25 protein-coding genes are annotated in these 25589 nt (G+C 73.1%); 11 read left to right on the top strand and 14 right to left on the bottom strand.

Annotated features, from left to right (window positions below; translation table 11 throughout):
- Positions 1 to 24: 24 nt before the first annotated feature.
- The gene (locus DTL70_RS12805) at positions 25 to 513 is read right to left on the bottom strand and encodes an inorganic diphosphatase (RefSeq protein WP_114019035.1); all 489 of its coding nucleotides are present in this window, start codon (positions 511 to 513) and stop codon (positions 25 to 27) included.
- A 133-nt stretch (positions 514 to 646) separates the two neighbouring features.
- On the opposite strand from DTL70_RS12805, the gene dacB reads away from it, so the two are divergent.
- From dacB to folE, 6 genes are all read left to right on the top strand, one after another.
- Entirely contained in the window at positions 647 to 2251 is a 1605-nt protein-coding gene (gene dacB, locus DTL70_RS12800; RefSeq protein WP_114022244.1) for a D-alanyl-D-alanine carboxypeptidase/D-alanyl-D-alanine endopeptidase, read from the top strand.
- A gap of 224 nt (positions 2252 to 2475) precedes the next feature.
- The gene (locus DTL70_RS12795; protein WP_114022037.1) at positions 2476 to 3618 is read left to right on the top strand and encodes a zinc-dependent metalloprotease; all 1143 of its coding nucleotides are present in this window, start codon (positions 2476 to 2478) and stop codon (positions 3616 to 3618) included.
- A gap of 242 nt (positions 3619 to 3860) precedes the next feature.
- Entirely contained in the window at positions 3861 to 5246 is a 1386-nt protein-coding gene (tilS, locus tag DTL70_RS12790) for a tRNA lysidine(34) synthetase TilS (RefSeq protein WP_114022036.1), read from the top strand.
- 102 nt (positions 5247 to 5348) lie between these two features.
- On the top strand, positions 5349 to 5888 hold the full coding sequence (gene hpt, locus DTL70_RS12785) for a hypoxanthine phosphoribosyltransferase (protein WP_114022243.1): 540 nt from the start codon (positions 5349 to 5351) through the stop codon (positions 5886 to 5888).
- A 232-nt stretch (positions 5889 to 6120) separates the two neighbouring features.
- The gene (gene ftsH / locus DTL70_RS12780) at positions 6121 to 8142 is read left to right on the top strand and encodes an ATP-dependent zinc metalloprotease FtsH (protein WP_114022035.1); all 2022 of its coding nucleotides are present in this window, start codon (positions 6121 to 6123) and stop codon (positions 8140 to 8142) included.
- A gap of 153 nt (positions 8143 to 8295) precedes the next feature.
- Positions 8296 to 8901, top strand: a complete 606-nt coding sequence (folE, locus tag DTL70_RS12775; protein ID WP_114022034.1) for a GTP cyclohydrolase I FolE — start codon at positions 8296 to 8298, stop codon at positions 8899 to 8901.
- Between the two features lie 124 nt (positions 8902 to 9025).
- On the opposite strand, the gene DTL70_RS12770 is transcribed toward folE, so the two are convergent.
- The 7 genes from DTL70_RS12770 to DTL70_RS12740 form a co-directional block, all read right to left on the bottom strand.
- Complete coding sequence (locus DTL70_RS12770; protein ID WP_114022033.1) at positions 9026 to 9514, bottom strand: DUF3180 domain-containing protein; 489 nt, start codon at positions 9512 to 9514, stop codon at positions 9026 to 9028.
- 53 nt (positions 9515 to 9567) lie between these two features.
- Entirely contained in the window at positions 9568 to 10164 is a 597-nt protein-coding gene (gene folK, locus DTL70_RS12765; RefSeq protein WP_114022032.1) for a 2-amino-4-hydroxy-6-hydroxymethyldihydropteridine diphosphokinase, read from the bottom strand.
- Positions 10161 to 10520: a dihydroneopterin aldolase gene (folB, locus tag DTL70_RS12760; protein WP_114022242.1), complete on the bottom strand. Its 360-nt coding sequence runs from the start codon at positions 10518 to 10520 to the stop codon at positions 10161 to 10163. Before folB ends, folK begins: the two co-directional genes overlap by 4 nt.
- A gap of 176 nt (positions 10521 to 10696) precedes the next feature.
- Positions 10697 to 11224, bottom strand: coding sequence for a nuclear transport factor 2 family protein (locus DTL70_RS12755; RefSeq protein ID WP_114022031.1), 528 nt, complete (start codon positions 11222 to 11224; stop codon positions 10697 to 10699).
- On the bottom strand, positions 11221 to 12156 hold the full coding sequence (folP, locus tag DTL70_RS12750) for a dihydropteroate synthase (protein WP_245979331.1): 936 nt from the start codon (positions 12154 to 12156) through the stop codon (positions 11221 to 11223). The genes DTL70_RS12755 and folP overlap by 4 nt, the downstream gene beginning before the upstream one ends.
- A 68-nt stretch (positions 12157 to 12224) precedes the next feature.
- Positions 12225 to 13670: a PH domain-containing protein gene (locus DTL70_RS12745; protein WP_114022030.1), complete on the bottom strand. Its 1446-nt coding sequence runs from the start codon at positions 13668 to 13670 to the stop codon at positions 12225 to 12227.
- Positions 13667 to 14209 carry a PH domain-containing protein gene (locus DTL70_RS12740; protein ID WP_114022029.1) on the bottom strand — a complete coding sequence of 181 codons (543 nt, stop codon included), beginning with the start codon at positions 14207 to 14209 and terminating at the stop codon, positions 13667 to 13669. The genes DTL70_RS12745 and DTL70_RS12740 overlap by 4 nt, the downstream gene beginning before the upstream one ends.
- A gap of 70 nt (positions 14210 to 14279) precedes the next feature.
- Here DTL70_RS12740 and DTL70_RS12735 point away from each other — a divergent pair, with 70 nt between their 5' ends.
- Positions 14280 to 15428 (top strand): NADH-quinone oxidoreductase subunit D, encoded by a 1149-nt coding sequence (locus DTL70_RS12735; RefSeq protein WP_425470356.1) that lies wholly within the window; start codon positions 14280 to 14282, stop codon positions 15426 to 15428.
- A gap of 47 nt (positions 15429 to 15475) precedes the next feature.
- Here DTL70_RS12735 and DTL70_RS12730 read toward each other — a convergent pair whose 3' ends face one another.
- The 4 genes from DTL70_RS12730 to DTL70_RS12715 all read right to left on the bottom strand — a co-directional run bounded on the left by DTL70_RS12730 (position 15476) and on the right by DTL70_RS12715 (position 19450).
- Entirely contained in the window at positions 15476 to 16738 is a 1263-nt protein-coding gene (locus DTL70_RS12730) for a hypothetical protein (RefSeq protein ID WP_147266773.1), read from the bottom strand.
- Positions 16739 to 16802: 64 nt separating this feature from the next.
- Positions 16803 to 17801 (bottom strand): ABC transporter substrate-binding protein, encoded by a 999-nt coding sequence (locus tag DTL70_RS12725; RefSeq protein WP_425470361.1) that lies wholly within the window; start codon positions 17799 to 17801, stop codon positions 16803 to 16805.
- A 56-nt stretch (positions 17802 to 17857) separates the two neighbouring features.
- A complete protein-coding gene (locus tag DTL70_RS12720; RefSeq protein ID WP_245979330.1) occupies positions 17858 to 18649 on the bottom strand; it encodes an ABC transporter permease in 792 nt (263 codons plus the stop codon).
- 6 nt (positions 18650 to 18655) lie between these two features.
- Complete coding sequence (locus DTL70_RS12715; RefSeq protein WP_114022240.1) at positions 18656 to 19450, bottom strand: ABC transporter permease; 795 nt, start codon at positions 19448 to 19450, stop codon at positions 18656 to 18658.
- Positions 19451 to 19686: 236 nt separating this feature from the next.
- On the opposite strand from DTL70_RS12715, the gene DTL70_RS12710 reads away from it, so the two are divergent.
- Positions 19687 to 20844, top strand: coding sequence for an ABC transporter ATP-binding protein (locus DTL70_RS12710; protein WP_114022239.1), 1158 nt, complete (start codon positions 19687 to 19689; stop codon positions 20842 to 20844).
- Between the two features lie 49 nt (positions 20845 to 20893).
- On the opposite strand, the gene DTL70_RS12705 is transcribed toward DTL70_RS12710, so the two are convergent.
- A complete protein-coding gene (locus DTL70_RS12705) occupies positions 20894 to 21904 on the bottom strand; it encodes an SAM-dependent methyltransferase (RefSeq protein WP_114022025.1) in 1011 nt (336 codons plus the stop codon).
- A 115-nt stretch (positions 21905 to 22019) separates the two neighbouring features.
- Between DTL70_RS12705 and DTL70_RS12700 the strand changes: the two genes are divergently transcribed.
- Positions 22020 to 23252 carry a sensor histidine kinase gene (locus DTL70_RS12700; RefSeq protein ID WP_114022238.1) on the top strand — a complete coding sequence of 411 codons (1233 nt, stop codon included), beginning with the start codon at positions 22020 to 22022 and terminating at the stop codon, positions 23250 to 23252.
- 64 nt (positions 23253 to 23316) lie between these two features.
- Positions 23317 to 23994 carry a response regulator gene (locus tag DTL70_RS12695; protein ID WP_114022024.1) on the top strand — a complete coding sequence of 226 codons (678 nt, stop codon included), beginning with the start codon at positions 23317 to 23319 and terminating at the stop codon, positions 23992 to 23994.
- A 36-nt stretch (positions 23995 to 24030) separates the two neighbouring features.
- On the opposite strand, the gene DTL70_RS12690 is transcribed toward DTL70_RS12695, so the two are convergent.
- Positions 24031 to 25152, bottom strand: a complete 1122-nt coding sequence (locus DTL70_RS12690) for a DUF5937 family protein (RefSeq protein ID WP_114022023.1) — start codon at positions 25150 to 25152, stop codon at positions 24031 to 24033.
- 133 nt (positions 25153 to 25285) lie between these two features.
- Between DTL70_RS12690 and DTL70_RS12685 the strand changes: the two genes are divergently transcribed.
- Positions 25286 to 25534 (top strand): hypothetical protein, encoded by a 249-nt coding sequence (locus DTL70_RS12685; protein WP_114022022.1) that lies wholly within the window; start codon positions 25286 to 25288, stop codon positions 25532 to 25534.
- Positions 25535 to 25589 lie beyond the last annotated feature (55 nt).

The raw sequence follows: 25589 nt of genomic DNA, 5'->3' as shown, positions 1-25589 counted from the left end.
GGAGCGGCAACAAAAAGAAAAAGCTCAGTGCCCCGCGGCAGCCAACCGCTTGATGGACGCCTCCACCTCGGACTCCGCCTCAGCCCGCCCGACCCAGTCCGCACCCTCGACGGACTTGCCGGGCTCCAGGTCCTTGTACACCTCGAAGAAGTGCTGGATCTCCAGCCGGTCGAACTCGCTGACGTGGTGGATGTCGCGCAGGTGCTCCATCCGCGGGTCGGAGGCGGGCACGCACAGCAGCTTGTCGTCGCCGCCGGCCTCGTCGGTCATGCGGAACATCCCGATGGCGCGGCACTTGATGATGCACCCGGGGAAGGTGGGCTCCTCCAGCAGGACGAGCGCGTCGAGCGGGTCGCCGTCCTCACCCAGGGTGCCGTCGACGAAGCCGTAGTCCGCGGGGTACACGGTCGAGGTGAACAGGTGGCGGTCCAGGCGGATGCGGCCCGTCTCGTGGTCGACCTCGTACTTGTTCCGCGAGCCCTTCGGGATCTCGATGGTGACGTCGAACTCCAAGGGAGGCTCCTTGTGTATAGATCATGATGAGATCAGCACTCGTGTGCCCTGGGGGCCGTCCCCCAGAAGAACTCCAGTCTGGTGATTAAGTGTCCCCCACGCACATGTGTGCTCGCGAAAGGGGCTGGTCGTGGTGCATGACGCCGTAGCGAAGGTGCGTGACACCGCGAACCGGGCATACCGTTCCGCCTCCCGGGTGGCCCGGCAGGTGCGTGGTCGTGCCAGGGCCGGCGCGCGAGCGGCCCGGCGTCGCTGGCGGGCCGCCGCCCCGCAGCAGCGCCAGACCGTTCGGCTGGCCACCGCCTCCGCCGCGCTGGGACTCGTGGTCGCGCTGGTGGCGGTGTCCGCCGCGGGGCCGTGGGACTCGGGTCAGCGTACGGCCGAGCGGGTGTGGGCGGCCCGGCAAGGGGCGGGAAGTGGCGGGGACCACACGCCCGGCGGGGGCACGGCTGTGCTCACGGCGCCGCAGGTGCTGGCCGCGGCAGGGCCGACGGTGCGCCGGGACGGGGGAGAGGGCGGGCCGCAGAACGGTTCGGCCGGTACCCGCCCCGAGCAGGTGCCGCCGCCCACGGTCTCGGCGCTCGCCGACACGCTCGAACCGCTGATCGAGGACGGGGCGCTCGGCTCGGTCCGCCACGCGTCGGTGGTGGACGCCGTCACCGGGCGGCAGCTGTTCTCGAAAGGCGCCCGTGAGGTCTCGGCGCCCGCCTCCACGATCAAGCTGGCGACGGCCGTCGCCGCGCTGAAGGCGCGCGGGGACACCTACCGCCTCGCCACCAGAGCGGTGGGCTCGGGCGACCGCGTCACCCTGGTCGGCGGCGGCGATCCCACGCTGACCGAGGGCCAGGTGAAGAGGCTGGCCGAGAAGGCGGCCCGTGCCCTGGAGAAGAAGGGCGTCGAGGAGGTGCGGATCGGCTACGACACCTCGCTCTACGAGGGGCCCGAGCAGCACCCCATCGGGCCCAACGAGAACATCGCCCGGGTCACCGCCTTGATGGTGGAGGAGGGCAGGAGCGACGGCAGCGACCACGGCCCCGCGCCCCGGGCCGCCCATCCGGCGGGGGCGGCCGCAGCGCTGTTCGCCGACCGCCTGCGGGAGGCGGGCGTCACCGTCGAGGGCGAGCCGGAGGAGCGCACGGCGGCCGAGGACGCACGCACGCTCGCCGTGCACACATCGCAGCCGCTGAGCGCGCTGGTCGAGCGGATGCTCACCAACAGCGACAACGACATCGCCGAGGCCCTCGCCCGCCAGACGGCACTGGCCGAGGGCGCCGACGCGAGCTTCGCGGGGGCGGGCCGCGCGGTCGAGGGGATCCTCGAACGGTTCGGCCTGCCCGTCGAGGGCGCCCGCTTCGAGGACGGCAGCGGCCTCGACCGCGGCGACCGGATCTCGCCCGCGCTGCTGACGAGGCTGCTCACTCTGGCGGCCGACCCGCACCGTCCGGACCTGCGCACCGTACTGACGGGGCTGCCCGTCGCGGGGTTCACCGGCACGCTGGACGACCGCTACGGGGGCGAGCGGGGCGCGCCGGGCGCGGGCCTCGTACGGGCGAAGACCGGCACGCTGACCGGGGTGAACACGCTGGCAGGCACGGTGGTGGACGCGGACGGGCGGATGCTGGCCTTCGCCTTCATGACCAGCGGCGCCCCGGGCGCCGACGCGGCTCAGAAGTCGCTCGACCGCATCGCCTCGACGCTCGCCAACTGCGGCTGCCGCGACTCGCCGTCCGCGAGCTGAGCCGGCCGCACCCCGGAGCGCGACCGGCCGCCCCCGTGCCGCCGCCGGCCCGCACCTGGTACCACCGCCGGGGCGGCGGGTACCCCGCTGCCGAGCGGCGGGTACCCCGCGAAGAGGCGGCCCGCTCGGCCGGGAATCCCCGGGAGACCGGGCCCGCGCCCTTAGGGGACGCCTGGTCCTCCGGTCGGCTCCCGGACGGGGCGCACGGCACGTACGGTGAAGGAATGACGAGCCTCGGTGGTGTGGAGATGGTCGACTGGAATCTCGCGGTCTCGACCGCGACCCGGCTCGGGCGACCGGGCCCTGAGGTGAGCCGGGAGGAGGCGCGCGGCATCGTCGCGGAGCTGCGGCGGCACGCCGAGGCCTCCGAGGAGCACGTGCGCGGCTTCACCCGGTTGAGTCCCGCCGGTGAGCACGCGGACACCCCCGTCCTGGTGGTGGACCGGGCCGGCTGGGTGAAGGCCAACGTCGCGGGCTTCCGCGAGCTGCTCTCCCCGCTGCTGACGAAGGTGCGGGAGCGCCGTGCCGGGATGCCGGGCGGCACCGTGCTGGGCGCCGTCGGCGGCAAGGTCACCGGCGTCGAGGTGGGGATGCTGCTGTCGTTCCTCTCCTCCCGGGTGCTGGGGCAGTACGAGACGTTCGCGCCCGCGGGCCGTGACCTGCCGGGCGGTGCCGATGGCGGTGGCCGCCTGCTGCTGGTGGCGCCGAACATCGTGAGCGTCGAGCGGGAGCTGAAGGTGGACCCGCACGACTTCCGGCTGTGGGTGTGCCTGCACGAGGAGACGCACCGTACGCAGTTCACGGCCGTGCCGTGGCTCCGTGACCATCTGCGGATGGAGATCCAGGCGTTTCTGGAGCAGACCGATATCGACCCCACCACGCTGGTGGAGCGGATCAGGGAGGCCGCGCAGGCGCTGAGCGGCGGCAAGCCGGGTGAGGGCGAGCCGGGGTCCGAGTCCGGCGCGGAGGAGAAGCCCAGCCTCGTCGAGCTGGTGCAGACCCCGGCCCAGCGCGAGGTCCTCGGCCGGCTGACGGCCGTGATGTCGCTGCTGGAGGGGCACGCCGACTACGTGATGGACGGGGTGGGGCCGCAGGTCGTCCCGTCGGTCACCGAGATCCGGGAGAAGTTCCAAAAGCGCCGTGCGACCGGTGCGAGCCGCCTCGATCTGGCGCTGCGCAAGCTGCTGGGCCTGGACGCGAAGCTGCGCCAGTACCGGGACGGGGAACGGTTCGTGCGCGCCGTGGTGGACGAGGTGGGCATGGAGGGGTTCAACCGGGTGTGGACCTCCCCGAACACCCTGCCGACGAAGGCGGAGATCGCCGAGCCCGCCGAGTGGATCGCGCGGGTGCACCGCAAGGCCGAGTGAGGGCTGAGTGAGGGCCGGGCGAGGCGCCGGGGGGCGCTTCGGACGCTGTTCCAATCACTCTTCCGAGGGACCGTGTGGGCGGGGCACGCGTGCGATGCTCGGGTAACCCGGTTCGTCTCTGTCACCATCAGCATACTCAGCGTGATAAGAGTCGGCCTTCAACTCCCCCCAAGCGCCCCGAGTACCGCGGAGCCCCCACCCGCGGTGTAGGCGCAGATCCTTGACGAGGAAGTGAATCGGACATGGGTCCCCACCCCGCGGTCGCCGCGATACGCCTGGCGGTACGCCGCACACTCCACGACGTGCTCAGCGTCCCCGGCCCGCAGGCCGGGCAGGTGGCCGCCGCGGGCGGCGCCGCCCCCGCCGCAGGCCCCGCGGCGACGGCCCCCACCGCAGCGGTCCCCGCGGCCTCGGCCCCGACGGCCCCCACACCCCGCGCCGCCGCCCCCGCCGAGCCGCTGCCGCCGCTCGTCCTGGTGGCCTGCTCCGGCGGCGCCGACTCGATGGCGCTCGCGTCGGCGCTCGCCTTCGAGGCCCCCCGCCTCGGCGTGCGTGCGGGAGGCGTCACGGTCGACCACGGCCTCCAGGCCGGCTCCGCCGAGCGCGCCGAGGACGTCGCGGGCCGCCTCACCGACCTCGGCCTGGCCCCCGTCGAGTCGGTCGCCGTGCGGATCGCACGTACCAGCACCGGGCCCGAGGCGGCCGCGCGCGAGGCCCGCTACGCCGCGCTCGACGAGGTCGCCGAGCGGCACGGCGCGGCCGCCGTCCTGCTGGGGCACACGCGCGACGACCAGGCCGAGACGGTGCTGCTCGGCCTGGCGCGCGGCTCCGGCACCCGCTCGCTGTCCGGCATGGCCGCGGTCTCCGGGCCGCAGGGCCGCTACCGGCGCCCGTTCTTGGGTGTGGACCGCCAGACCACCCGCAAGGCGTGCATGGTCCAGTCGCTCCCGGTCTGGGACGACCCGCACAACGCGGACCCCGCCTACACCCGCTCCCGGGTGCGCCACGAGGCGCTGCCCGCGCTGGAGAAGGCGCTCGGCAAGGGCGTGATCGAGGCGCTGGCGCGCACGGCCCAGCTCTCCCGTGACGACGCCGACGCGCTGGACGCCTGGACGGACGACGCCGAGCGGGCGGTCCTGCGCACACCGCAGCAGGCCGCCTCGCCCGAGGACACCGGCGACGCGGCGCCCGTGGGCCGCTTCGAGGACACCTGCCAGGCGGCGCCCGTGCCCCGCGCCGAGGACGTGCCGGGAGCGGCGCCGGGGCCCCGTGCCGAGGCGGACCCGGTGGCGGTGTGCGGGCCGCAGGCCGGCTCCGACGCGGCGGCGGGCGCGGTGGTGCGGTCCGTGACCGCGCAGCCGGGCGACCCCGTCGCCGGATCGGACGTACGCGTGGAACTGGATGTCGCGCGGCTGTTCGCGCTGCCGCCCGCGGTGCGCCGCCGGGTGCTGCGCCGGGCGGCCATCGAGGCGGGCTCGCCCCCCGGCTCCCTCTTCGCCCGGCACATCGAGGAGATGGACCGGCTGTTGACCGCCTGGCGCGGCCAGCGGGCGCTGAACCTCCCCGGGCGTGTGGAGGTCGCACGGCAGGGTGGCAGACTGGTCATTCGGCACGGCTCACCGAACTGACCGGCGTCCCGGCACCCACCCGGGTCGACCGTCCGGTCTCCCGGCGGGTCGGGACCTTGGCGGACTCGACGAGCGAGAGCGGCACGGGTGGACGAGAAAGACATGGGCACGGACCTGGAGTCGGTGCTGGTCAGCAAGGAAGAGATCGACGCGAAGCTGGCCGAGCTGGCCGCACGGATCGACGCGGAGTACGCGGGCAAGGACCTGCTGCTGGTCGGGGTGCTCAAGGGCGCGGTCATGGTGATGGCGGACCTGGCGCGGACGCTGTCCACCCCGGCGACGATGGACTGGATGGCGGTCTCCTCCTACGGAGCCGGAACCCAGTCCTCGGGGGTGGTCCGCATCCTCAAGGACCTGGACACCGACATCAAGGGCAGGCACGTCCTGATCGTCGAGGACATCATCGACTCGGGCCTGACGCTGTCGTGGCTGCTGTCGAACCTCGGCTCGCGCGAGCCCGCCTCGCTCAACGTGTGCACGCTGCTGCGCAAGCCGGACGCGGCCAAGGTGGCGATCGACGTGAAGTGGGTGGGGTTCGACATCCCCAACGAGTTCGTCGTCGGCTACGGGCTGGACTACGCGGAGAAGTACCGCAACCTCCCCTTCGTCGGCACGCTCGCCCCGCACGTCTACGGCGGCTGACGCAGTTCGTGCAGATGTTCGGCTCGTACAGGCTTTCGGCTCGCGAATCCCCGGCGCTCCGCACGGGATTCCGGACCGGGAACACAGGGACGGTTCCCCTCGTTGGACGTGCGGAGGACGGTGTGGTTGACCGTCCTCGGCGGCGCCGGGTGACAATGCTGGGGTACCGTCCGAAGGTCAGGCTTTTCAACTCACTGTGGCAGGAGGGACGGGGCGCACGCGCTCCGTATGGATGGACGTGAAGCGATACTTCCGCGGGCCGGTCATGTGGATCGTGCTGGCCGTCCTTGCCGTGGTCGTGTTGATGCAGGTCGTCGGCTCGTCCGGCGGCTTCAAGACGGTGGACACCGGCCAGGTCGTACAGGCGATCCGACAGGACAAGGTGAAGTCCGCCGAGCTCACCACGGGCGACGAACAGATCGTCAAGCTGGAGCTCAAGGACGGCGCCAAGGTCGAGGACAGCGACAAGATCAAGGCGAGCTACATCGACGACCAGGGCGTCGACATCGCCAAGGAGCTTCAGCAGAAGTACGACCAGAAGGAGATCCCGAAGGGATACACGGTCGCACCGCAGAAGCAGAACCCGTTCGTCGGGATGCTGATCTCCTTCCTGCCGTTCGTGCTGATCATCGTCATCTTCCTGTTCTTGATGAACCAGATGCAGGGCGGCGGCTCCCGAGTGATGAACTTCGGGAAGTCCAAGGCCAAGCTCATCACCAAGGACACCCCGAAGACGACGTTCACCGACGTGGCAGGTTCGGACGAGGCCGTCGAGGAGCTCCAGGAGATCAAGGAGTTCCTGCAGGAGCCGGCCAAGTTCCAGGCGGTCGGTGCCAAGATTCCCAAGGGCGTGCTGCTCTACGGTCCTCCGGGTACGGGTAAGACACTGCTGGCCCGCGCCGTCGCGGGCGAGGCCGGCGTGCCCTTCTACTCGATCTCCGGCTCCGACTTCGTCGAGATGTTCGTCGGCGTCGGCGCCTCCCGGGTGCGCGACCTGTTCGAGCAGGCCAAGGCCAACGCGCCGGCCATCGTCTTCGTCGACGAGATCGACGCCGTCGGCCGCCACCGCGGCGCCGGCATGGGCGGCGGCCACGACGAGCGCGAGCAGACGCTCAACCAGCTGCTGGTCGAGATGGACGGCTTCGACGTGAAGGGCGGCGTCATCCTGATCGCCGCCACGAACCGGCCCGACATCCTGGACCCGGCGCTGCTGCGCCCGGGCCGCTTCGACCGGCAGATCGCCGTCGACAGGCCGGACATGCAGGGCCGCCTGGAGATCCTCCAGGTCCACCAGAAGGGCAAGCCGATGGCGCCCGACGTGGACCTGAGCGCGGTCGCCCGGCGCACCCCCGGCTTCACCGGCGCCGACCTGAGCAACGTCCTCAACGAGGCCGCGCTGCTCACGGCCCGTGGTGACCAGAAACTGATCGACAACAAGTTCCTGGACGAGGCGATCGACCGCGTCGTGGCGGGTCCGCAGAAGCGGACCAGGATCATGAGCGACAAGGAGAAGAAGATCACCGCGTACCACGAGGGCGGACACGCCCTGGTCGCGGCGGCCTCACCGAACTCCGATCCCGTTCACAAGATCACCATTCTGTCCAGAGGCCGGGCCCTGGGCTACACGATGGTGCTCCCCGACGAGGACAAGTACTCCACCACGCGGAACGAGATGCTCGACCAGCTCGCCTACATGATGGGCGGCCGCGCGGCCGAGGAGCTCGTCTTCCACGACCCGACCACGGGCGCGGCCAACGACATCGAGAAGGCCACGACCACGGCCCGGGCGATGGTCACCCAGTACGGCATGACCGAGCGGCTGGGCGCCATCAAGTTCGGCTCCGACCAGTCCGAGCCCTTCCTGGGCAAGGAGATGGGCCACCAGCGCGACTACTCCGAGGAGGTCGCCGGGCTGGTGGACGAGGAGGTCAAGAAGCTGATCGAGACGGCGCACAACGAAGCCTGGGAAATCCTGGTGGAGAACCGCGACGTCCTCGACAACCTCGTCCTGGCCCTGCTGGAGAAGGAGACGCTGAACAAGGAGGAGATCGCCGAGGTCTTCGCCCCTGTCGTCAAGCGTCCCGGGCGCCCCGCGTGGACCGGTTCCTCGCGCCGCACCCCCTCCACCCGGCCTCCGGTCTCCGCCCCGCCCGCCGCCCTGACGGGCGGTAGCAACGGCACCAACCTCGGCAAGGAGATCGGTCCCCGCGACTCGGACGCCATCGTCGAGCCCGTGGACCCGGACAACGGATAATCCCAGGTCGGCGGGGTAGCCCCGCGCCCGGGAGACCACCGGCGGAATGACAGCCGCGCCCCTCGCGTTAACGTCGAGGGGCGCGGCTTTCCGCTGTGTGCACGCAAGGGCTGAGGTAGAGCCCCCTGCGCGAGTGAAGGAACGAGGGACCACATGACCGACCCGGTGACCCTGGACGGGGCCAGCCCGATAGGCGAGTTCGACGAGAAGCGCGCCGAGAACGCCGTACGCGAGCTCCTCATCGCGGTCGGTGAGGACCCCGACCGCGAGGGGCTGCTGGAGACCCCGGCGCGGGTGGCGCGGGCGTACCGCGAGATGTTCGCGGGGCTGCGCCAGCGCCCCGAGGACGTGCTGACGACGACGTTCGACCTGGGCCACGACGAGCTCGTCCTGGTCAAGGACATCGAGGTCGTCAGCCAGTGCGAGCACCACCTGCTGCCGTTCCACGGCGTGGCGCACGTGGGCTACATCCCCGCCGCCAGCGGCAAGATCACCGGCCTGTCGAAGCTGGCCAGGCTGGTCGACGTGTTCGCCCGCCGTCCGCAGGTGCAGGAGCGGCTGACCACCCAGATCGCCGACTCGCTGATGCGGATACTGGAGCCGCGCGGGGTGATCGTCGTCATCGAGTGCGAGCACATGTGCATGTCGGTGCGCGGGGTGCGCAAGCCGGGGGCCAAGACGACGACGTCGGCGGTCCGCGGGCAGCTCCGCGACGCCACCACTCGCGCCGAGGCCATGAGCCTGATCCTGGCCAAGTAGCCGCCGGCTCGGGACGTAGGGGCCGGCTCGTGACGCGGCCGCCGGCTGCTCGACGAGGGCCGCGGAGCGCTCCGGGCCCGCACAGCGCCCGGCGGGGGCGCTGTGCGGAGTGCCCGGCGGGCCGCTACGCGCGGGCCGTCGGCGGGCGGTGGTCCTCGTCGTCGTCGGGAAGGCGGCAGACGCGTTCGAGGTAGACGGCGGCCGCTATCACGGCGATGCCCGCGACGACGGAGAGTCCCGCGTAGAGGGACTGGGTCGCACGGGCCGGCACGTCGGCGCGCTCGGTGATCAGGAACAGCCCCGCACCGCCGTACATGCCGGACACCAGTGCCGCGACCAGGGCGCTCGCCTGGCCGAAGAGGGCGGCGCGGGCGGGCATCATCGGATCCACGCCCTCGGCGTCCGGCTCCCGCTCGCGCTGCGCCTTCAGCCTGGAGCGCAGCGAGAGCGCGGTGGCCAGCAGGACCGCCGCGATGGCGCCGAGCACGATGGGGGCGGCGACGGGGACGCCCGGCAGCGTGCCCAGCGAGTCCCAGAGCCTCGCCGCGCCCCACGAGAGCACCCCGGCGACGGCGAAGAGCGCCGCCAGGGTGCGGACTCGGAGTTGGTTCATCGGTCTTCCACCTCGCGCAGGTGCGGTGTCGTCCTCGGCACGGGCACCAACGCTCAGGAGGGCAGGACGAGTTCCAGGTCGGGACGGGCGGTGATGCCCTCCCGGCCGAGGGAGGCGAGCAGGGCCTCGATCGCGCCGTGGCCCGGAACCTCCGCCGCCGGGTCGATGTCGTGCCAGGGCACGAGGACGAACGCGCGCTCGTGGGCCCGCGGGTGGGGCAGGGTGAGCTGCGGGTCGTTGGAGACGATGCCCTGGTAGGCGACGATGTCCACATCGATGGGCCGCGGGCCCCAGCGCTCGTCGCGGGTGCGTTCCAGCGCCTCCTCGATGGCGTGCCCGCGCTCCAGGAGCGAGGAGGGCGGCAGGGTGGTCCGTACGACGACGATCGCGTTGAAGTAGCTGGGCTGGCTGTCGGTCTCGACGCCCCACGGTTCGGTCTCGTAGACCGGGGAGACGGCCTTGACCTTCAGCCCGGGGGTGTCCGCGAGCGCGTCGACGGCGCTCTGCAGGGACTCCAGCCGGTTGCCGAGGTTGCTGCCCAGCGACAGGACCGCGGTGTTGGGATTGTGCAGGGTCGTGTCGGCCGCATCCACCTGCTGCACCACCGAGGCGGGCACCGGCTGTACGGTCGGGTCACTGTTCGGCGTCATGCGCGGCTCCGCTTGATAGTGATGGTCACGTCTTCGAAGGGGACGGTGATCGGCGCCTCCGGCTTGTGGACGACCACCTCGACCTCCTGGACGGCGTCGTGCCGCAGGCAGGTGTCGGCGATCCGCTGGGCGAGCGTCTCGATCAGGTCGACGGGTTCGCCCGCGAGCACCGCGACGACCTCCTCGGCGACGACGCCGTAGTGGACCGTACGGGACAGGTCGTCTCCCGTCGCGGCCGGGCGCGTGTCGAGGCCCATGTCGAGGTCCACGACGAAGGTCTGCCCCCGCTCGCGCTCCTCGCTGAACACGCCGTGATGCCCACGCGCCGTGAGGCCGCGCAGTGCGACGCGATCCACGCGCATCACTCCCGTCGGTCGTACGAGTCCGGTACCGGCCTACCGCGGCACCGGATCGAATCTACCCGCGTACTCGGCGGCTCGCGGCGCCGCCTACCCCACAGCGTCACAGCCCACGCGCGCATTCCCGGCCGACCATCCCCGCACAGGAGGTGACGGCCGCCGACGAGGGCGGCTCAGAGCTCGATGTCGCCCTGGCCGAGGTCTGTCTCGTCCTCGCCGGGGCCGTCCTCGTCCTGCTCGACGAGGACGGGCGAGCCGTGGTGGGACCACAGCCTCCACTCCCCGCCCTCGGTACGGCGGAAGACGTTGGTGGCCACCACGAGTCCGCCCACCAGGGGGCCGGCCGAACCGTCCTGTTCGGCGGGGCCGCCGGAGAGGATGTTCTCCGTGCAGCTCACCAGGGCGGTGTCGCCGAGCACGGAGATCTCGGTGTCCGTCAGGAAGAACTGCACGTAGTCGGTGTTCGCCATGATCAGGGCGTAGGAGCGCAGCACCTCGCCGCGCCCGGTGAGCACCGGCCAGCCGGGGTGGACGACGCGGACCCCGTGTTCGCCTTCGCCGCCTTCCGGGTCCGCGGGGTCGTCGGCGCCCTCGCCGAGCCACATGCCCGACAGCGCCTCGAGATCGCCGCGCTCGATCGCGTCGTAGAGCGCGGTGTTGGCGGCGTCGACCGCCTCGATGTCGGTGTCGGTGCCGCTCACCGCTGTGCCTCCGCGGAGTCCGGGTCCTCCGGGGTCTTCCCCTGCCGTCCCAGGGTGTCCGGAAGCGCGTCGGCGGCCGACTCGACGGCGCGCGCGACGCGCACGGCGTCGGCACTGGCGCGCACCTCGTGGACCCGTACCGCCCACGCCCCCTCGCGCGAGGCGAGCGCCGAGACGGCGGCCGTGGCGGCGTCGCGTTCCCTGGCGGGCGGCGGCGCCGTGGCCTTGTCATCGGCCAGCACCCGGCCCAGGAAGCGCTTCCTGGAGGCGGCGACGAGCAGCGGCCGGTCCAGTTCGGCCCGCATCCTGGCCAGCGCCGCGACGAGGGCGAGGTCGTGCTCGGCGCGCTTGGCGAAGCCCAGGCCCGGATCGAGCAGGACGCGGGCCGGGTCGATGCCGCCGTCCACGGCGCGGTGTATCGAGCCCGCGAGCTCGCTGATGACCTCGCCGACCACGTCGGTGTAGACGGCGCGGTTGTTCATGTCGATGCTCTGGCCGCGCCAGTGCATCACCACGAACGGCACACCGGCCTCGGCGACGACGGGCACCATGGCGGGATCGGCGAGACCGCCGCTGACGTCGTTGACGAGGACGGCGCCCGCCTCCAGCGCCCGTGCCGCCACGGAGGCGCGCATCGTGTCGACGCTGACGACGACGCCCTCACCGGCCAGCCCGCGCACGACGGGCAGCACCCGGCGCAGCTCCTCGTCCTCGCTCACGCGTGCGGCTCCGGGGCGAGTGGACTCACCGCCGACGTCGACGAGGTCGGCGCCCTGGGCCACCAGGTCGAGTCCGTGCTTGACCGCCGTCCCGGTGTCGAACCAGCGCCCCCCGTCCGAGAACGAATCGGGGGTCACGTTGACCACACCCATCACCGCGCAGCGGTCCCAGTCGGGGAGGCCGTCCACGCGGCCCCGCGTTCTCGCACCCATGTGCCCAGGGTAGGCGTCCGCAGGACACCCGGCGGCCCCAGGCCCGCGCGGAGGCGCCGGGAGGCCGGTCACTCGCCCGGTGGCGGGACCTGTGCGGTCAGCCAGCGCTCCGGGGCGGCCGTACGGCGGCCGGTGCGGGAGCGCTCCGCCTGGGCGCCCAGCAGGGCGTGGGCCTCCTCGACGTCGCGCAGTCCGGCGCGGGTGGCGCCGCCCGCACCGTGGTCCAGCGAGACGTCCGCGACCCGCTGCCGGCGCTGCCAGGGACCCTGTTCGAGGCGGACGCTCTGCACCTTGGCGTGCGGCACGAGGGTCGTGCGGCGCTTGAGGAGGCCCTGCCGGGTGACGAACACCTCGCCGGTCACCCCGCACCCGTAGCCGCGCCGCACCACCGGGGCGCACCAGCGGGCCCGCCGGGGCACGGGCGTGATCGCGGCGGTGGCGGCGTCCAGGTCGACACCGGGCAGCACCCGGGCGAGGACCGCGGCGGCCTGCGGCCACGGGGCGACGGGAAGGAGCAGGCCGCCGCTGTCGTCCTTGACGGGATTGCCCGCGCCCGCGACCGCCAGCTCGACCCGCGTCCAGCCGCGCCGCCGCCACAGCAGCGGTTCGACGAGGTGGACGGCCTGGACCCGGCCGGGCGGCACGGTCGCGTGCCGGCGGTCCAGCAGCCCGGAGTCGAGGCGGAGGCCGTCGGGCGACTCGGCGACGGTCCAGTCGAACTCGCGGATCACCCGCCCGGCGCCGCTGGCCCACACCCCGCCGGCCAGCGGAAACGCCGTCGCCAGCGCGGGCCACACGCTGTCGGAGGCCAGATAGACCAGCGGCGGCGCGACGAGCAGCGCGAGCAGCGTCCCCCACCCGGCGCCCAGCAGCGCCACGCTCAGCACCAGCGTGCGCAGCGGCACGCGCAGCAGCTCGCGGGAGGGCGCCTCGCCCGCCTCGGCTGCCACCTCGGGCGCGATCCCGGCCGCGCGGGCCAGCAGCTCGGCGCGCAGCGCGACCGCCTCCCGCTCGCCGAGAAACGCCAGCTCGTCCTTGGAGTCGGTGCCCACGACGTCCAGCTTCAGCTTGGCCACCCCCGCCACCCGGGCCGGCAGCGGCCGGGCGACGTCGACGGCCTGCACGCGGTCGAGCCGGATGTGCGCGGTACGGCGGAAGAGCAGTCCTGTGTGGATGCGCAGCTCGGTGTCCGTGACCAGGTAGCTGGTGCACCACCACGTCAGGAAGCCGTACGCGGCGGCCGCCGGCAGCAGCACCAGCAGGCCGAGGGTCGCCCAGCCGACCGTCAGGTGCGTGGACCACTCGCGGGCCTGCTCCGCGTCGTGCGCCACGAACGCCAGCAGCGCGGCGAGCGGCGCCCAGGCCCGCCGCCAGGGCGTGACGGGATGCAGCGGCCTCCCCTCCGGGCGCCGCGGCAGCCACCGCGGCTCGGGCTTGCGGCCGTCGCCCTGGGACTTCGGTGTGGCGCCGTCGCCCCGCTGCTCGGGCCCGCGCGGCCCGGCCGGGCCCGTCACAGCCCCGCCGAACGGGCCTCGCCCAGCTCCGTGAGCCGGTCGCGCAGCCGTGCGGCCTCCGCCGGGGCCAACCCGGGAATGGTGGCGTCCGTCGTCGCCGCGGCGGTGTGCAGCTGGAGCCGGGAGAGCCCGTAGCGGCGCTCCAGCGGTCCTGACGTCACCTCGACGAGCTGCATCCGCCCATAGGGCACCACCGTCGTCTCCCGCCACAGCACGCCGTGCGAGATGAGCAGGTCGTCGGCGCGCTCCGCGTACCGCCACGAGCGCCAGTTGCGGCGCAGCGCGCCCCACCCCCAGGCCGCCACCGCGAGCGGCAGCAGCGCGCACGACGCCCACACCGCGCCGAGCGTCAGGGCGAGCACCACCCCGGCCGCGACGGCGAGCGGCAGCAGCCAGGACAGCAGCACGAGCCTGCGCAGCGGCAGCAACGCCCGCTCGACGCCGCGCCACTCGGACGCGGTCTCGCCGGGCGCCGCCCCGCTGGGTGCTGCCTGTCCTGATGCCGTCTCGGCGGACGGAACGGAGGTGGGGTCGGTCATCTGCTCAGCGTACGAGCGGTCGCCCGGACGCCGTGTCCACCGTGAGGAGGAAGCTGACAGGATGAGCCTCATGACTCAGACGGAGACGACCGTCGGTATCGGCGGGGCGGCCGAGAGCACCGACATGGTGCTCAACATCGGTCCGCAGCACCCCTCCACGCACGGCGTCCTGCGGCTGCGGCTGGTCCTGGACGGGGAGCGGATCGAGCGGGCCGAGCCGGTGGTCGGCTACATGCACAGGGGAGCGGAGAAGCTCTTCGAGGCGCGCGACTACCGCCAGATCATCGTGCTGGCCAACCGCCACGACTGGCTCTCGGCGTTCTCCAACGAGCTGGGCGTCGTCCTCGCCGTCGAACGGATGCTCGGCATGGAGGTGCCCGAGCGCGCGGTGTGGACCCGCACCCTGCTGGCCGAGCTGAACCGGGTGCTCAACCACCTGATGTTCCTCGGCTCCTACCCGCTGGAACTCGGCGGGATCACCCCGGTCTTCCACGCGTTCCGGGAGCGCGAGGAGCTCCAGAACGTCATGGAGGAGGTCTCCGGCGGCCGGATGCACTACATGTTCAACCGCGTCGGCGGACTCAAGGACGACCTCCCGGCCGGCTGGCGGGACCGCGCACGGCACGCGGTGGGCGCCGTCCGCTCCCGCATGGGCACCTTCGACGACCTGGTCCTCGGCAACGAGATCTTCCGCGGCCGCACCCGCGGGATCGGCGTGCTCAGCCCCCAACTGGTACACGCGTACGGCGTCAGCGGCCCCCTCGCCCGCGCGTCCGGCGTCGACTTCGACCTGCGGCGCGACGAGCCGTACCTCGCCTACGGCGAACTGGCGGACACCCTCAGAGTCGTCACCCGCCAAGCCGGTGACTGCCTGGCCAGGTTCGAGGTGCTCCTCGACCAGGTGCACAACTCCCTCGACCTGGCCGACGCCTGCCTCGACCGGCTCGCCGAACTGCCGCCCGGGCCCGTCAACCAGCGGCTGCCCAAGGTCCTCAAGGCCCCCGAAGGCGCCACCTACGCCTGGACGGAGAACCCGCTCGGGCTCAACGGCTACTACCTCGTCTCCAAGGGCGAGAAGACGCCCTACCGGCTCAAGCTGCGCTCCGCCTCGTTCAACAACATCCAGGCACTGACCGAACTGCTGCCCGGCACGCTGGTCGCGGACATGGTCGCCATCCTGGGGTCCTTCTTCTTCGTCGTCGGCGACATCGACAAGTAGCCGCGCGGCCACCGGCAGCACGCCGCGGCCGCACGCCACCGACCGGCTCAGGAACGCGAGCCGCTCCCGCGCATGTCGCGGCCGAAGAAGTCGAACCCGCCGGTGTCACCCTCCCGCCCGTCCGGCTCGGCGCCCCCCTCGTCGGGATCCCTCCTGCGCGCGGGCTCCGCCCGCGGCGGTACGGGAGACGCCGGTGCGCCGGGCCCTGCGGGGGCGGCCGCGACAGCCCCGGACCCCGCGCTCCCGCCGGCGTCGTCGCCGGGCACGACACGAGCGGGCGGCAGGGGCCCAGGACCCGAACTCCACCCCACCCCACGCCCAGACCCCGCGTCCGCGTCCGCCCCCGCGTCCGCCCCCGCGTCCGCCCCCGCGTCCACAACAGCGCCCGCACGCGGTGCGGCGCCCGTATGTGCTGCGCCGCTCGCGCCCGGAGCGGTGTCGGTTCCTGGTGCGGCGCCCGCGCCCGCACGCGTCGCGGCATCCGCGTCCGGTGCGGCCCCCGCGCGCCGCGGCGCTGCACCCGTGCCGGGCTCGGTGCTCACGCCGGGAGCGGCGCTCGCATCCGTGGCGCGGTCCGCGTCCGTGGAGTCGGTCTCCGGGGTCGCGCCTCCGGCGCGGTCGCGGGCGGCGCCGGCCGCCGGCGCGGAGGGCTCGGGGAGGTCCTCCCCGTCCGCGTGCCGCCGGGCCCCGGCGGCACGCTGCCGCACCACGTTCCTGGCCAGGGCGGTCAGCGCCTCGTCGGCCCGCAGGTAGGTCAGCGGGGTGGGGGCGCCGGAGAGGCGGCGGTGGTCGGTGGCGTCCATGGTCAGCGCTCTGCTGCCTCCGGCGGGGGCGCCGGACTCCAGCTCCAGCAGCCGCCGGCCTTCCAGCGCGCTGGCGCGCCGGGTCTCGGCGTGGGCGTAGCGGCGGAGCAGGTCGGCGTGTTCGGAGCGGAGCCTGGTCAGCTCGGCGCGCTTCCCGCGCAGCTTGCCGACCAGCTTGGAGCGGACCTCGCGCAGCTCCTCGGCTTCGCCTTCCAGCTCGGCCTGTTTCTCCTCGGCCCGCCACGCCGTGCTGGCCATCCGCGCCTTGAGGTCGCCGACCTGTCTGCCCGCGGCCCGGTCCCACCGGCGGAGCAGCACTGAGCCGGTGACGGCCGCGGCGGCCGCGGCGGTGGCGAGGGCGCGCAGGACGACGGTGTCCAGGTCGCCGACGCCCGGTTCGCCCACCAGCCAGGTACCGCCGGCGCAGGCCAGCGCGGCCACCGCTACCGCCGCCGGGGGGAGCAGGCGGTGCAGCGGCGGGGAATGGCGATGACGTCCACGAGGCATGGCTGGGAATTTACCGTGTGGGGCTCGTGCGGCGACACCGGCCGAGGTCGCCGCGGGGGTGTGCTTATGCCAGGTTCTTCTCCGCGAGGTAGTCCTCGGCGACGTCCTTGGCCTTCTTGCGTTCCTGGTCGACCTGGCGGTTGAGGTCGGTCAGGTCCTTGGTGGTCAGGGTGCGGGTGAGTTCGTCGAGGGCGCTCGCGACCTTCTTGTCGCCCGCGTCGTCGGCGTTGACGACGGGCAGGACGTTGTCGGCGTTCTGGAGTTTCTTGTCGTCCTGGAGGATGACCAGGTCGAACTGGTCGAGGGTGGCGTCCGTGGTGGTGGTCAGGACGAGCTGGTCCTTGCCGTCCTTGACGGCCTGCTTGGACTGGCTGGTGCCCACGCCCTTGGGGTCGATGCCCTTGACGTCGATGCCGTAGGTCTTCTCCAGCCCCGGCTGGCAGAAGGGGCGGGTCTCGCACTCGTCGCCCGCCGCGACGGTGACGCTCTCCTTGGACGCGCCCAGGTCGCTGAGGGTTTTGAGCTTGTGCTTCTTGGCGTAGTCGGCGGAGACGGCGAACGCGTTCTGGTCCACCGCCTTGCCCGCGTCCAGGACTTTCAGGCCGCGCGGTTCGGCCAGCTTCCGCAGGGCCTCGACGGTCTTGTCGGCGTTCGGCGAGGCGACGGGGTCCGCCTTGGGGCCGTTCTTCTTCGCGTTGAGGAACTCGGCCATCGTCGCGGCGTACTCCGGTACGACGTCGATGCGGCCCTTTTCGAGTTCGGGCGCGTACAGCTCGCGGTTCTTGACCTTCTTGACGCTCGTCTTGTAGCCGGCTTCGGACAGGACGCCGGAGTACAGCTCGGCGAGGATCTCCGATTCGGTGAATCCCGCGGAGCCGATGACGAGGCTGCCCTTGCCGCCTCCGCCGCTGCCGCCTTCCTTCTCCAGGTCGTTGCCGCCGCAGGCGGCGAGCGAGAGGGTCAGTGCGGCGACGGCGCCGCCCGCGGCGAGGGCGCGGCGGCGCGCGGGGGCGCGCCGGGTGGTGGGGCGCGGCGCGTGTGGGGTGGTCGGGGTGGAGGCCATCATGCGTCCATTCGTCCGGATGTCTGTGGTGGTCTTTCGGGCGTGGGCGGCGGGCGTCAGGCCGCGGAGCGCGAGGGGGCCGGGGTCTTGGCGGTCCGGCCGGTGCTGTCCGGGCCGCCGCTGCCGCCCGTCCCGTCGGCGCCGTCGCCTTCGCCGGTCCCCGCGGCGGCGGGGCGGGGCCCGGGGCTGCGCCGCATCGGGTCCAGCAGCCGCTCGACGAGTGCCAGCGCGCGCTCCACCAGCAGTGCCAGGACGGCCACCAGCAGTGCTCCGGCGACCACCTGCGCGGTGTCGTAGTTGCCGAACCCGGCGGTGATCAGCCGTCCGAGGCCGCCGCCGCCGGGGAGTGCGGCGAGTGTGGCGGTGGCGACGAGTTGGACGGCGGCCGTCTGGATTCCGGTCATGACCAGGGGCAGGGCGAGGGGGAGTTCGACCTGGCGCAGCAGCTGCCATCCCGTCATGCCCATGCCGCGCGCGGCTTCGACGACCTCGCGGTCGGCCTCGCGTACGCCCGTGTAGGCGTTCGTCAGCAGCGGAGGCAGGGCGAACAGCACCAGCGCCACGATCGTCGCCCAGTCGCCGTGCCGGCCCAGCGGGCCCATCGACAGGAGGACGAGCACGGCGAAGGTGGGGATCGCCCGGCCCGCGTTGGACAGGTTGACCGCGAGCGCGCCGCCGCGCCCGACGTGGCCGAGCCACAGCGCCAGCGGCAGGGCGATCGCGCAGGAGAGCAGCAGGCAGACGCCTGTCAGGTAGGCGTGTTCGGTGAGGCGCTGGAGCACCCCGCCGTTCTCCGTCCAGTGGGATTCCGTGGTCAGCCACGTCCACACGTCGGTGACGATGCCCATGGCGGTTCAGCCCGCCTTTCCGACGAGGTCCGTGCCGGTGGTCTCGGACGGGGCCGGTGCGGCCGTCTTCGACGGTGTTGCCCCCGTCCGGCCGCTGCCCGGCCCTCCGCGCCGGGTGCGCTTCCGCGTCCAGGGGGTCAGCGCCCGCCCGAGCCACAGGAGCAGCACGTCGGCGGCGATGGCGAGGAGGACGCAGATGGCGGAGGCGGTCAGTACCTGCGACTTGAAGTAGCTCTCCATGCCGTCGTAGATGAGGTTGCCCAGGCCGCCGTAGCCGACGATGGCGCCGATGGTGGTCAGCGACACCGCCGTGACGGTCGCGATGCGCACCCCCGCCAGCAGCGCCGGCAGCGCCAGGGGCAGCTCGACCTCGAACAGCAGCCTGCCGGGCCCGTACCCCATGCCGCGGGCGGCCTCTCTGGCCTCGGCCGGGACGGCGTCCAGGCCCGCGAGGATGTTGCGCACCAGGACGGTGAGCGAGTACAGCACCAGGCCGGTGACCACCACGGCTGCCGAGAGTCCGAAGACGGGCAGCAGCAGCGCGAACATCGCCAGCGACGGGATGGTGTAGAGCACCGTCGTCACACCGAGGGCGGGGCCGCGGGCCGCGCGCCAGCGGCGGGCCGCGACGGCCAGTGGCAGCGCCAGCAGCAGGGCGATGCCGACGGAGGCCGCGGTGATCCAGATGTGCTCGACCGTGGCGTCGAGCAGTTCGCTCTGCCGGGTGCGCAGGTATTCCCCGCACAGCCAGTCGTTCTGTGCCAGACAGCCCTCCGGGCCGCCCGTCGTCGTGCTGCTCACGCCGGTCACCTCCCCGTGCCGTGCGGTCCCACCGTGATGTCGGCCGACCCTATCCCGACAGACTGACAATCGGTCCGCAGTGCCGTACCCCCGCAACGCGGTGTTCATCCACGGCGCGGAGGATTGAAGGCGCGGAGGATTGAAGGATTGAGAGATTGAGAGGTAGCCGGGGTGCCGTGTTTCGGTGTTCGGTACCACAGGAGAGGTCCGGGTCCGACGGGGATAAGAGGATGACCATGATTCGCTTCGAGAACGTGACCAAGCGCTATCCCGACGGGACGGTCGCCGTCGAGGGGCTGTCCCTCGAGGTCGCCGAGGGCGAGCTGGTCACGCTCGTCGGGCCCTCGGGCTGCGGCAAGACCACGACCATGAAGATGGTCAACCGGCTGATCGAGCCGACGCAGGGCCGCATCCTGGTCGCCGGCGAGGACATCGCCGGAGTCGAGCCGGTCGAGCTGCGCCGCCGGATGGGCTACGTCATCCAGCAGACGGGTCTCTTCCCGCACCGCACGGTGCTGGACAACACGGCCACCGTCCCCCACCTGCTGGGCTGGCCGAAGGCGCGCCGGCGTGAACGCGCCCGCGAGCTGCTAGACCTGGTGGGTCTGGACCCGGCCGTCTTCGGCGACCGCTACCCCGACCAGCTCAGCGGCGGGCAGCGGCAGCGGGTGGGCGTCGCGCGGGCGCTGGCGGCCGATCCGCCGGTGCTGCTGATGGACGAGCCGTTCGGCGCCGTGGACCCGGTGGTGCGCGAGCATCTGCAGACCGAGTTCCTGCGCCTCCAGTCGCGACTGCACAAGACGGTGCTGTTCGTGACGCACGACATCGAGGAGGCCGTGCGGCTCGGTGACCGCATCGCCGTCTACGGGGAGGGCCGGATCGAACAGTTCGACCGGCCCGCCACGGTGCTGGGCGCCCCCGCCTCGCCGTACGTGGCCGATTTCGTCGGCGCCGACCGCGGTCTCAAGCGGCTGTCCGTCACCCCCATCGAGCCCGGTGACCTGGAGGAGCCGCCGACCGTCCACCTCAGCGACCGCCTGGACAAGGCGGCGCGGCGGATGGCCGCCGCGGGCGCCCGCTGGGCCGTCGTGCTCGACGACGCCGACGAGCTGCACGGCTGGGTCTCGGCCGGTGTGGTGGAGGCCCAGGAGGGCACGGTGGCCCACCACGCGCGCCGCATGGAGGCGTGGCTGCCGCTCGGCTCCTCTCTCAAACAGGCGTTCAGCACGATGCTCCAGCACGACGCGGGCTGGATCGCCGTCCTGGACGGTGACAGGTTCGTCGGCGTCCTCACCCCGTCGCGGCTGCACGCGGCGCTGCGGCGCTCCATCGACGCCGACGCCCGCGAAGTGGGCAGGGGAGAGGTGGAGCTGGAGTCGATCGAGAGCTCCTGACCCGGGAGGGGCCCGGGAGTGTCGTCCCGGGCCTCCTGGAGGACGGCTCTCAGCCGGGTCCCACCGTGCAGTCGATCTCCGACAGGAGCCAGCCGAAGCCGCCGAGCCCGCCCGCGTCCAGCAGCTCGGCGGCCTCGCAGGACGCGCTCAGCTCGCGCACGTAGGCGGCGGGGTCGGAGCTCGCCAGGGCGAGGTCCGGGCGGCGGCCCGTCACGCCCAGGGCGCCGAGCGCGGCGCGCTGGTCGAGCAGCCGGGTGGTGCCGGGTGCGCTCGCGGCGGCCGCGTCGAGGGCCACGTGGGAGGTCACATCGCGGCTGCCGTCCGGTACGGGCAGGCAGCCGCGGCCCTCGCGGTACCCGGCGAGAGTGCCGAACGGGGGGCGGGTCGCGCGGGTGTGCCCGTAGTCGACGGCGACGGCCACGCCGCGGCGCACGCTGCCGGCGGCGCGCGCCCAGGCGGCGTCCCGCGGGTGGCCGATCTCGGCGCGGGCGCCTTCGCCCGCCTGGTCCAGCGGCCACCACCGCTCCAGCCACCGGGCGTCGGCGCCGGTGACGGGCGGCCCGTGCCGTTCGGTGCCGTCGGGTGCGACCAGCACCAGCCGTGCGGTCCCCGTGCGGTCGTTCTCGGCGACGTCGACGGGCACGTTGTCCAGCCACTCGTTGGCGAACAGCAGCCCCGTCACCGTGGCGGGGTCCGGCAGGCGCGTACACCAGTGGACGGCCGGGTCGAGGCCCTCGGGGCGCGGCCGGTGTTCGACGGCGGTGGGGCGCAGGCGCGCCAGCACCGCTGCGCCGGCGGCCTCGTGCTCGCGCAGTGCGGCCGCCACCCCCGTGAGGAGTTCCCCGGCGCCGGCGCCGACGTCGACCAGGTCGAGGCGCGGCGGCTGCCCCAGGGCCGCGTCCACCCGCAGCAGGAGGCGCGTCACCGCGTGGGCGAAGAGCCCGGAGGCGTGTACGGAGGTGCGGAAATGGGCGGCGGGCGCCTGACGGGTGTAGAAACCGCCGGGCCCGTACAGGGCGGTGGCGGTGGCCGAGCGCCAGCCGGGCAACGGGGGGAGCATGGGCCTCACCGTATGCGCGGACCGGAATCCTCCACCTTGGGGAGTAGGAGCGGCGCCCACGGATCGGCCGTCCGGTTGACCCCTGCACGTGCCCGGTCTGCATACGCTGGGTGACGTGCATCGGCTCTACGACTTCATCCGCAGACACCCCACGTGGGTGGACAGCCTCTGGGCTGTCGCGCTGCTGATGCTGTCGTCGCTGTGGATCGTCGCCGGCGTCACCGCGCCGCCGGAGGCGGAGGGGCTCGCGACCACGCCCCGGCAACAGATCGCCATGATCCCCATCGCGCTCGCGCTGAGCGCGGTCGTGGCGCTGCGCCGCAGGGCCCCCGAGAAGATGCTGGTGCTGGCCACCGGTACGGGCGTGGCACAGGTGGTCGTCGACGTCAGCGCGTTCCCCGGAAACTTCGCGTTCCTGGTCATCGTCTTCACCGTCGCCTCCCGGCACGTCCGGTGGGCCTCCAGGTTCGCGCTGGCGGGCGCGCTGCTGGCCCCCACCATCAGCACGCTGCGCTGGCCGAGCACGACGGGCGGCCTGGCGAACGACATCTTCGGCACGCTGTTCATGACACTGGCGTTCGTGATGGCCTGGGTGCTCGGCGACTCCCTGCGCACCCGCCGCGCCTACTACCTCCAGCTGGAGGAGCGCGCCCGGCGGCTGGAGAAGGAGCGGGAGGCACAGGCCAAGGTGGCCGTCGCCGCCGAGCGGGCCCGGATAGCGCGCGAGCTGCACGACGTGGTGGCGCACAACGTGTCCGTGATGGTCGTCCAGGCCGACGGCGGCGCCTACGTGCTGGACAACGCGCCTGACCAGACCCGCATGGCGCTGGAGACCATCTCGGGCACGGGCCGGCAGGCGCTCGCCGAGATGCGCCGCCTGCTGGGGGTGCTGCGCAGCGAGGACGGCGCCAAGCGGGACGGCGGCGAGTACGTGCCGCAGCCCGGTGTGGAGCAGATCGCCGACCTCGTCGAGCAGGTGCGGGGCGCGGGCCTGACCGTCGACTTCCGGGTCGAGGGCGTCCCGCACCCGCTCCCCAGCAGCGTCGAGCTGACCGCGTACCGCATCGTGCAGGAGGCGCTGACCAACACCCGCAAGCACGGCGGCCCCGACGTGGGGGCGACCGTGCGGCTCCGCTACACCGACGAGGAGCTGTCCGTCCTCGCGGAGGACGACGGGCGCGGCGCCCAGCGCGAGCTGTACGAGGAGGGCGGCGTGGACGGTCTGGGCCACGGGCTGATCGGCATGCGCGAGCGGGTCGGCATGGTGGGGGGTGCGCTGGAGGCCGGGCCCCGCGCCGGCGGCGGCTTCCGCATCTGTGCGGCCCTCCCCCTCAAGGGCGCCGGCTGATTCCGACCGAGGCGCCCCTCCACGTCCCCTGTCCCCGCCCTCCCCCGACCGAGAAGGACCCCGCATGACGATCCGCGTGATGCTCGTCGACGACCAGGCGCTGCTGCGCACCGGCTTCCGCATGGTGCTCACCGCGCAGCAGGACATGGAGGTCACCGCCGAGGCGGGTGACGGCGCCGAGGCGCTGGCGATCCTGCGCGGCACGCCGGTGGACGTGGTGCTGATGGACGTGCGGATGCCGAACGTCGACGGGGTCGAGGCCACCCGCCGCATCTGCGAGGGCGGCGAGGGCGGGCCCGGCAGCCCGAAGGTGCTGATCCTGACCACGTTCGACCTGGACGAGTACGCGTTCTCCGCGCTCAAGTCGGGGGCCAGCGGCTTCATGCTCAAGGACGTGCCGCCCGGCGACCTGCTGGAGGCCATCCGCGCGGTGCACAGCGGGGACGCGGTGGTGGCGCCCAGCACCACGCGGCGGCTGATCGACCGGTTCTCCTCGGTGCTGCCCGCCACCGCCACCGAGCCGGTCGCCAAGGAGCTGGAACGCCTGACCGAACGCGAGCGGGAGGTGCTCACCCTCATCGCCCAGGGCCTGTCCAACGGAGAGATCGCCGCCCGGCTGGTGCTCTCCGAAGCGACGGTCAAGACCCACGTGGGCCGCATCCTGGCCAAGCTGGGGCTGCGCGACCGTGTCCAGGCGGTCGTCCTGGCGTACGAGACGGGCCTGGTGAGGGCCGGGAGCTGAATCCTCCCGACGTCGGCGGGGCCGGCGGGCCCCGTGTCACCGCAGTACCGTCTCCAGGAAGTCGCTGCCCAGCCGTCCCACGACCTTCAGATCCAGCTGGTACTGCACGTACCGGCCGCGCCGCCTGGCCGTGATCAGACCGGCCTTCTTCAGCACCGCCAAGTGCCGGGAGACCTCCGGGGAACTGAGCGCGTACTGGTCGGCGAGTTCGCTGGTGGAGTAGGGCGCCCGGGCCAGGTTCCGGCACAGCCGCATCCGCATCGGATGCGCCAGGGCCTCCATCCGCAGTTTGAACTGGTCCACCGACAGCGGCCCCGGCATCTCGGGCGCCGCGACCGGATAGTGCACGACGGGCCGCCACCCGTGCCGGTGCAGCACCACCAGGTGCGGCCACTGGTGGATGGACGGGACGAACGTCACGCCGGGCCCCACCGCGGGATCCACTGCGGTGGTGCGGGCGCTGGCGAGCTTGTCGGCGTCGATGACGCCGCCCGCCTCGTCGGTCGACAGCGCGGGGGAGACGGCCGCCAGGGTCGCCGCCAGCCCCTTGCGGCGCAGCAGCTCCGTCTTCTCGCGCGCGTCGGCGGTCAGCTGGAGCCGCACCCGCCTCCAGGTGTCGGCGAAGAAGGCCCGGTCGCAGTCCTCGAACAGGCGGCGTATCCACGACCGCACGGCGGGCGGGTCGTCCAGCAGCCGCTGGGTGAACCGCTGCTGCTGCGGCCCGCGGGCCGCAGCCAGATCGAGCGCCCGCTCCCGCAGCGCCGCGTCGGCCAGCGGCGAGCGCACCGCGTCGGTTCCGTAGAGCGCACCGCAGGTGAACTCCAGGGCGGCCATGACGTAACTCTCGTCGTCGAGCCGGTCGAGCAGGTCCAGGTCCTGCGCGAGCGTCCCGCCGGGCTGCGCGGAGGCGTCCCGCAGTCCCGCGAAGCCCAGCAGGATGTCGGAGAAGGTCGTCCGCCACAGGAAGTCGGCCTCGCACAGCCGGTCGGCCAGATCCTGCTTGAGTGAGGCGTTGGTGGCGGTCGCCCAGCCGTGCACCCCGGGATGGTGTCCGGGCTCGGCCAGGGTGTGTAGCGCTGTGCCCAGTTCGGCCAGCGGCGAAGGGGCGAAGACGACACGCTCCAGGGGCAGCCCCGCGATGTGGATGGTGACGCTCATGCCCTCCATCCTGCCTGCCGGGGACGGCCGTCCCCCGCCCGATTGACGGGCCTCGTCAATCGAACGGGTACCGATTGACGAGGCTGGTCAACTCGCGTGCCGGGCCGGGAAACGGCGGCGCACCGTCGGGTCCATGAGCATCGGTGAGCAGTACGCGATGGACACCTGGCGGCTCCACTCCCAAGGGCAGACGCCGCCACCGGCACCGGGCACGCACGAGGCGAAGCTCCTGCGGGCCTGGTGGGTGGCGCGCAGGGAGGCGAGGAGGGAACTCGGCCTGACCCGCGCCGCCGAGCGGGCCGCCGAACGGGAGCGCGAGCAGGGCGCGGCGGCGAGCGGGGCCGCCCCCCGACCCCTCCGGCGGCGCGCGCGGAGGGCTTAGCATGGCGAGGTCTCGTCCGGTACCGGCCACTGAGCGGACCGGAACGCATACGGAA

Origin of the sequence: Streptomyces diacarni (assembly GCF_003323715.1) — a bacterium.
Classification (GTDB): Bacteria; Actinomycetota; Actinomycetes; order Streptomycetales; family Streptomycetaceae; genus Streptomyces; species Streptomyces diacarni.
The sequence above is the reverse complement of the archived record's forward strand: the minus strand, read 5'-3'. Positions and strand labels throughout refer to the sequence as shown.

Bases quoted from the DNA above. Each gene is read 5' to 3' on its own strand.
- DTL70_RS12735 (WP_425470356.1), top strand. From the start codon at position 14,280: ATGACTCAGACGGAGACGACCGTCGGTATCGGCGGGGCGGCCGAGAGC.
- DTL70_RS12710 (WP_114022239.1), top strand. From the start codon at position 19,687: ATGATTCGCTTCGAGAACGTGACCAAGCGCTATCCCGACGGGACGGTC.
- hpt (WP_114022243.1), top strand. From the start codon at position 5,349: ATGGGCACGGACCTGGAGTCGGTGCTGGTCAGCAAGGAAGAGATCGAC.
- folP (WP_245979331.1), bottom strand. From the start codon at position 12,156: ATGGGTGCGAGAACGCGGGGCCGCGTGGACGGCCTCCCCGACTGGGAC.
- DTL70_RS12770 (WP_114022033.1), bottom strand. From the start codon at position 9,514: ATGAACCAACTCCGAGTCCGCACCCTGGCGGCGCTCTTCGCCGTCGCC.
- DTL70_RS12720 (WP_245979330.1), bottom strand. From the start codon at position 18,649: ATGGGCATCGTCACCGACGTGTGGACGTGGCTGACCACGGAATCCCAC.
- DTL70_RS12730 (WP_147266773.1), bottom strand. From the start codon at position 16,738: ATGCCTCGTGGACGTCATCGCCATTCCCCGCCGCTGCACCGCCTGCTC.
- DTL70_RS12690 (WP_114022023.1), bottom strand. From the start codon at position 25,152: ATGAGCGTCACCATCCACATCGCGGGGCTGCCCCTGGAGCGTGTCGTC.
- DTL70_RS12695 (WP_114022024.1), top strand. From the start codon at position 23,317: ATGACGATCCGCGTGATGCTCGTCGACGACCAGGCGCTGCTGCGCACC.
- tilS (WP_114022036.1), top strand. From the start codon at position 3,861: ATGGGTCCCCACCCCGCGGTCGCCGCGATACGCCTGGCGGTACGCCGC.
- DTL70_RS12795 (WP_114022037.1), top strand. From the start codon at position 2,476: ATGACGAGCCTCGGTGGTGTGGAGATGGTCGACTGGAATCTCGCGGTC.
- ftsH (WP_114022035.1), top strand. From the start codon at position 6,121: ATGGACGTGAAGCGATACTTCCGCGGGCCGGTCATGTGGATCGTGCTG.
- DTL70_RS12725 (WP_425470361.1), bottom strand. From the start codon at position 17,801: ATGGCCTCCACCCCGACCACCCCACACGCGCCGCGCCCCACCACCCGG.
- folE (WP_114022034.1), top strand. From the start codon at position 8,296: ATGACCGACCCGGTGACCCTGGACGGGGCCAGCCCGATAGGCGAGTTC.
- DTL70_RS12685 (WP_114022022.1), top strand. From the start codon at position 25,286: ATGAGCATCGGTGAGCAGTACGCGATGGACACCTGGCGGCTCCACTCC.
- DTL70_RS12740 (WP_114022029.1), bottom strand. From the start codon at position 14,209: ATGACCGACCCCACCTCCGTTCCGTCCGCCGAGACGGCATCAGGACAG.
- DTL70_RS12705 (WP_114022025.1), bottom strand. From the start codon at position 21,904: ATGCTCCCCCCGTTGCCCGGCTGGCGCTCGGCCACCGCCACCGCCCTG.
- folK (WP_114022032.1), bottom strand. From the start codon at position 10,164: ATGACGCCGAACAGTGACCCGACCGTACAGCCGGTGCCCGCCTCGGTG.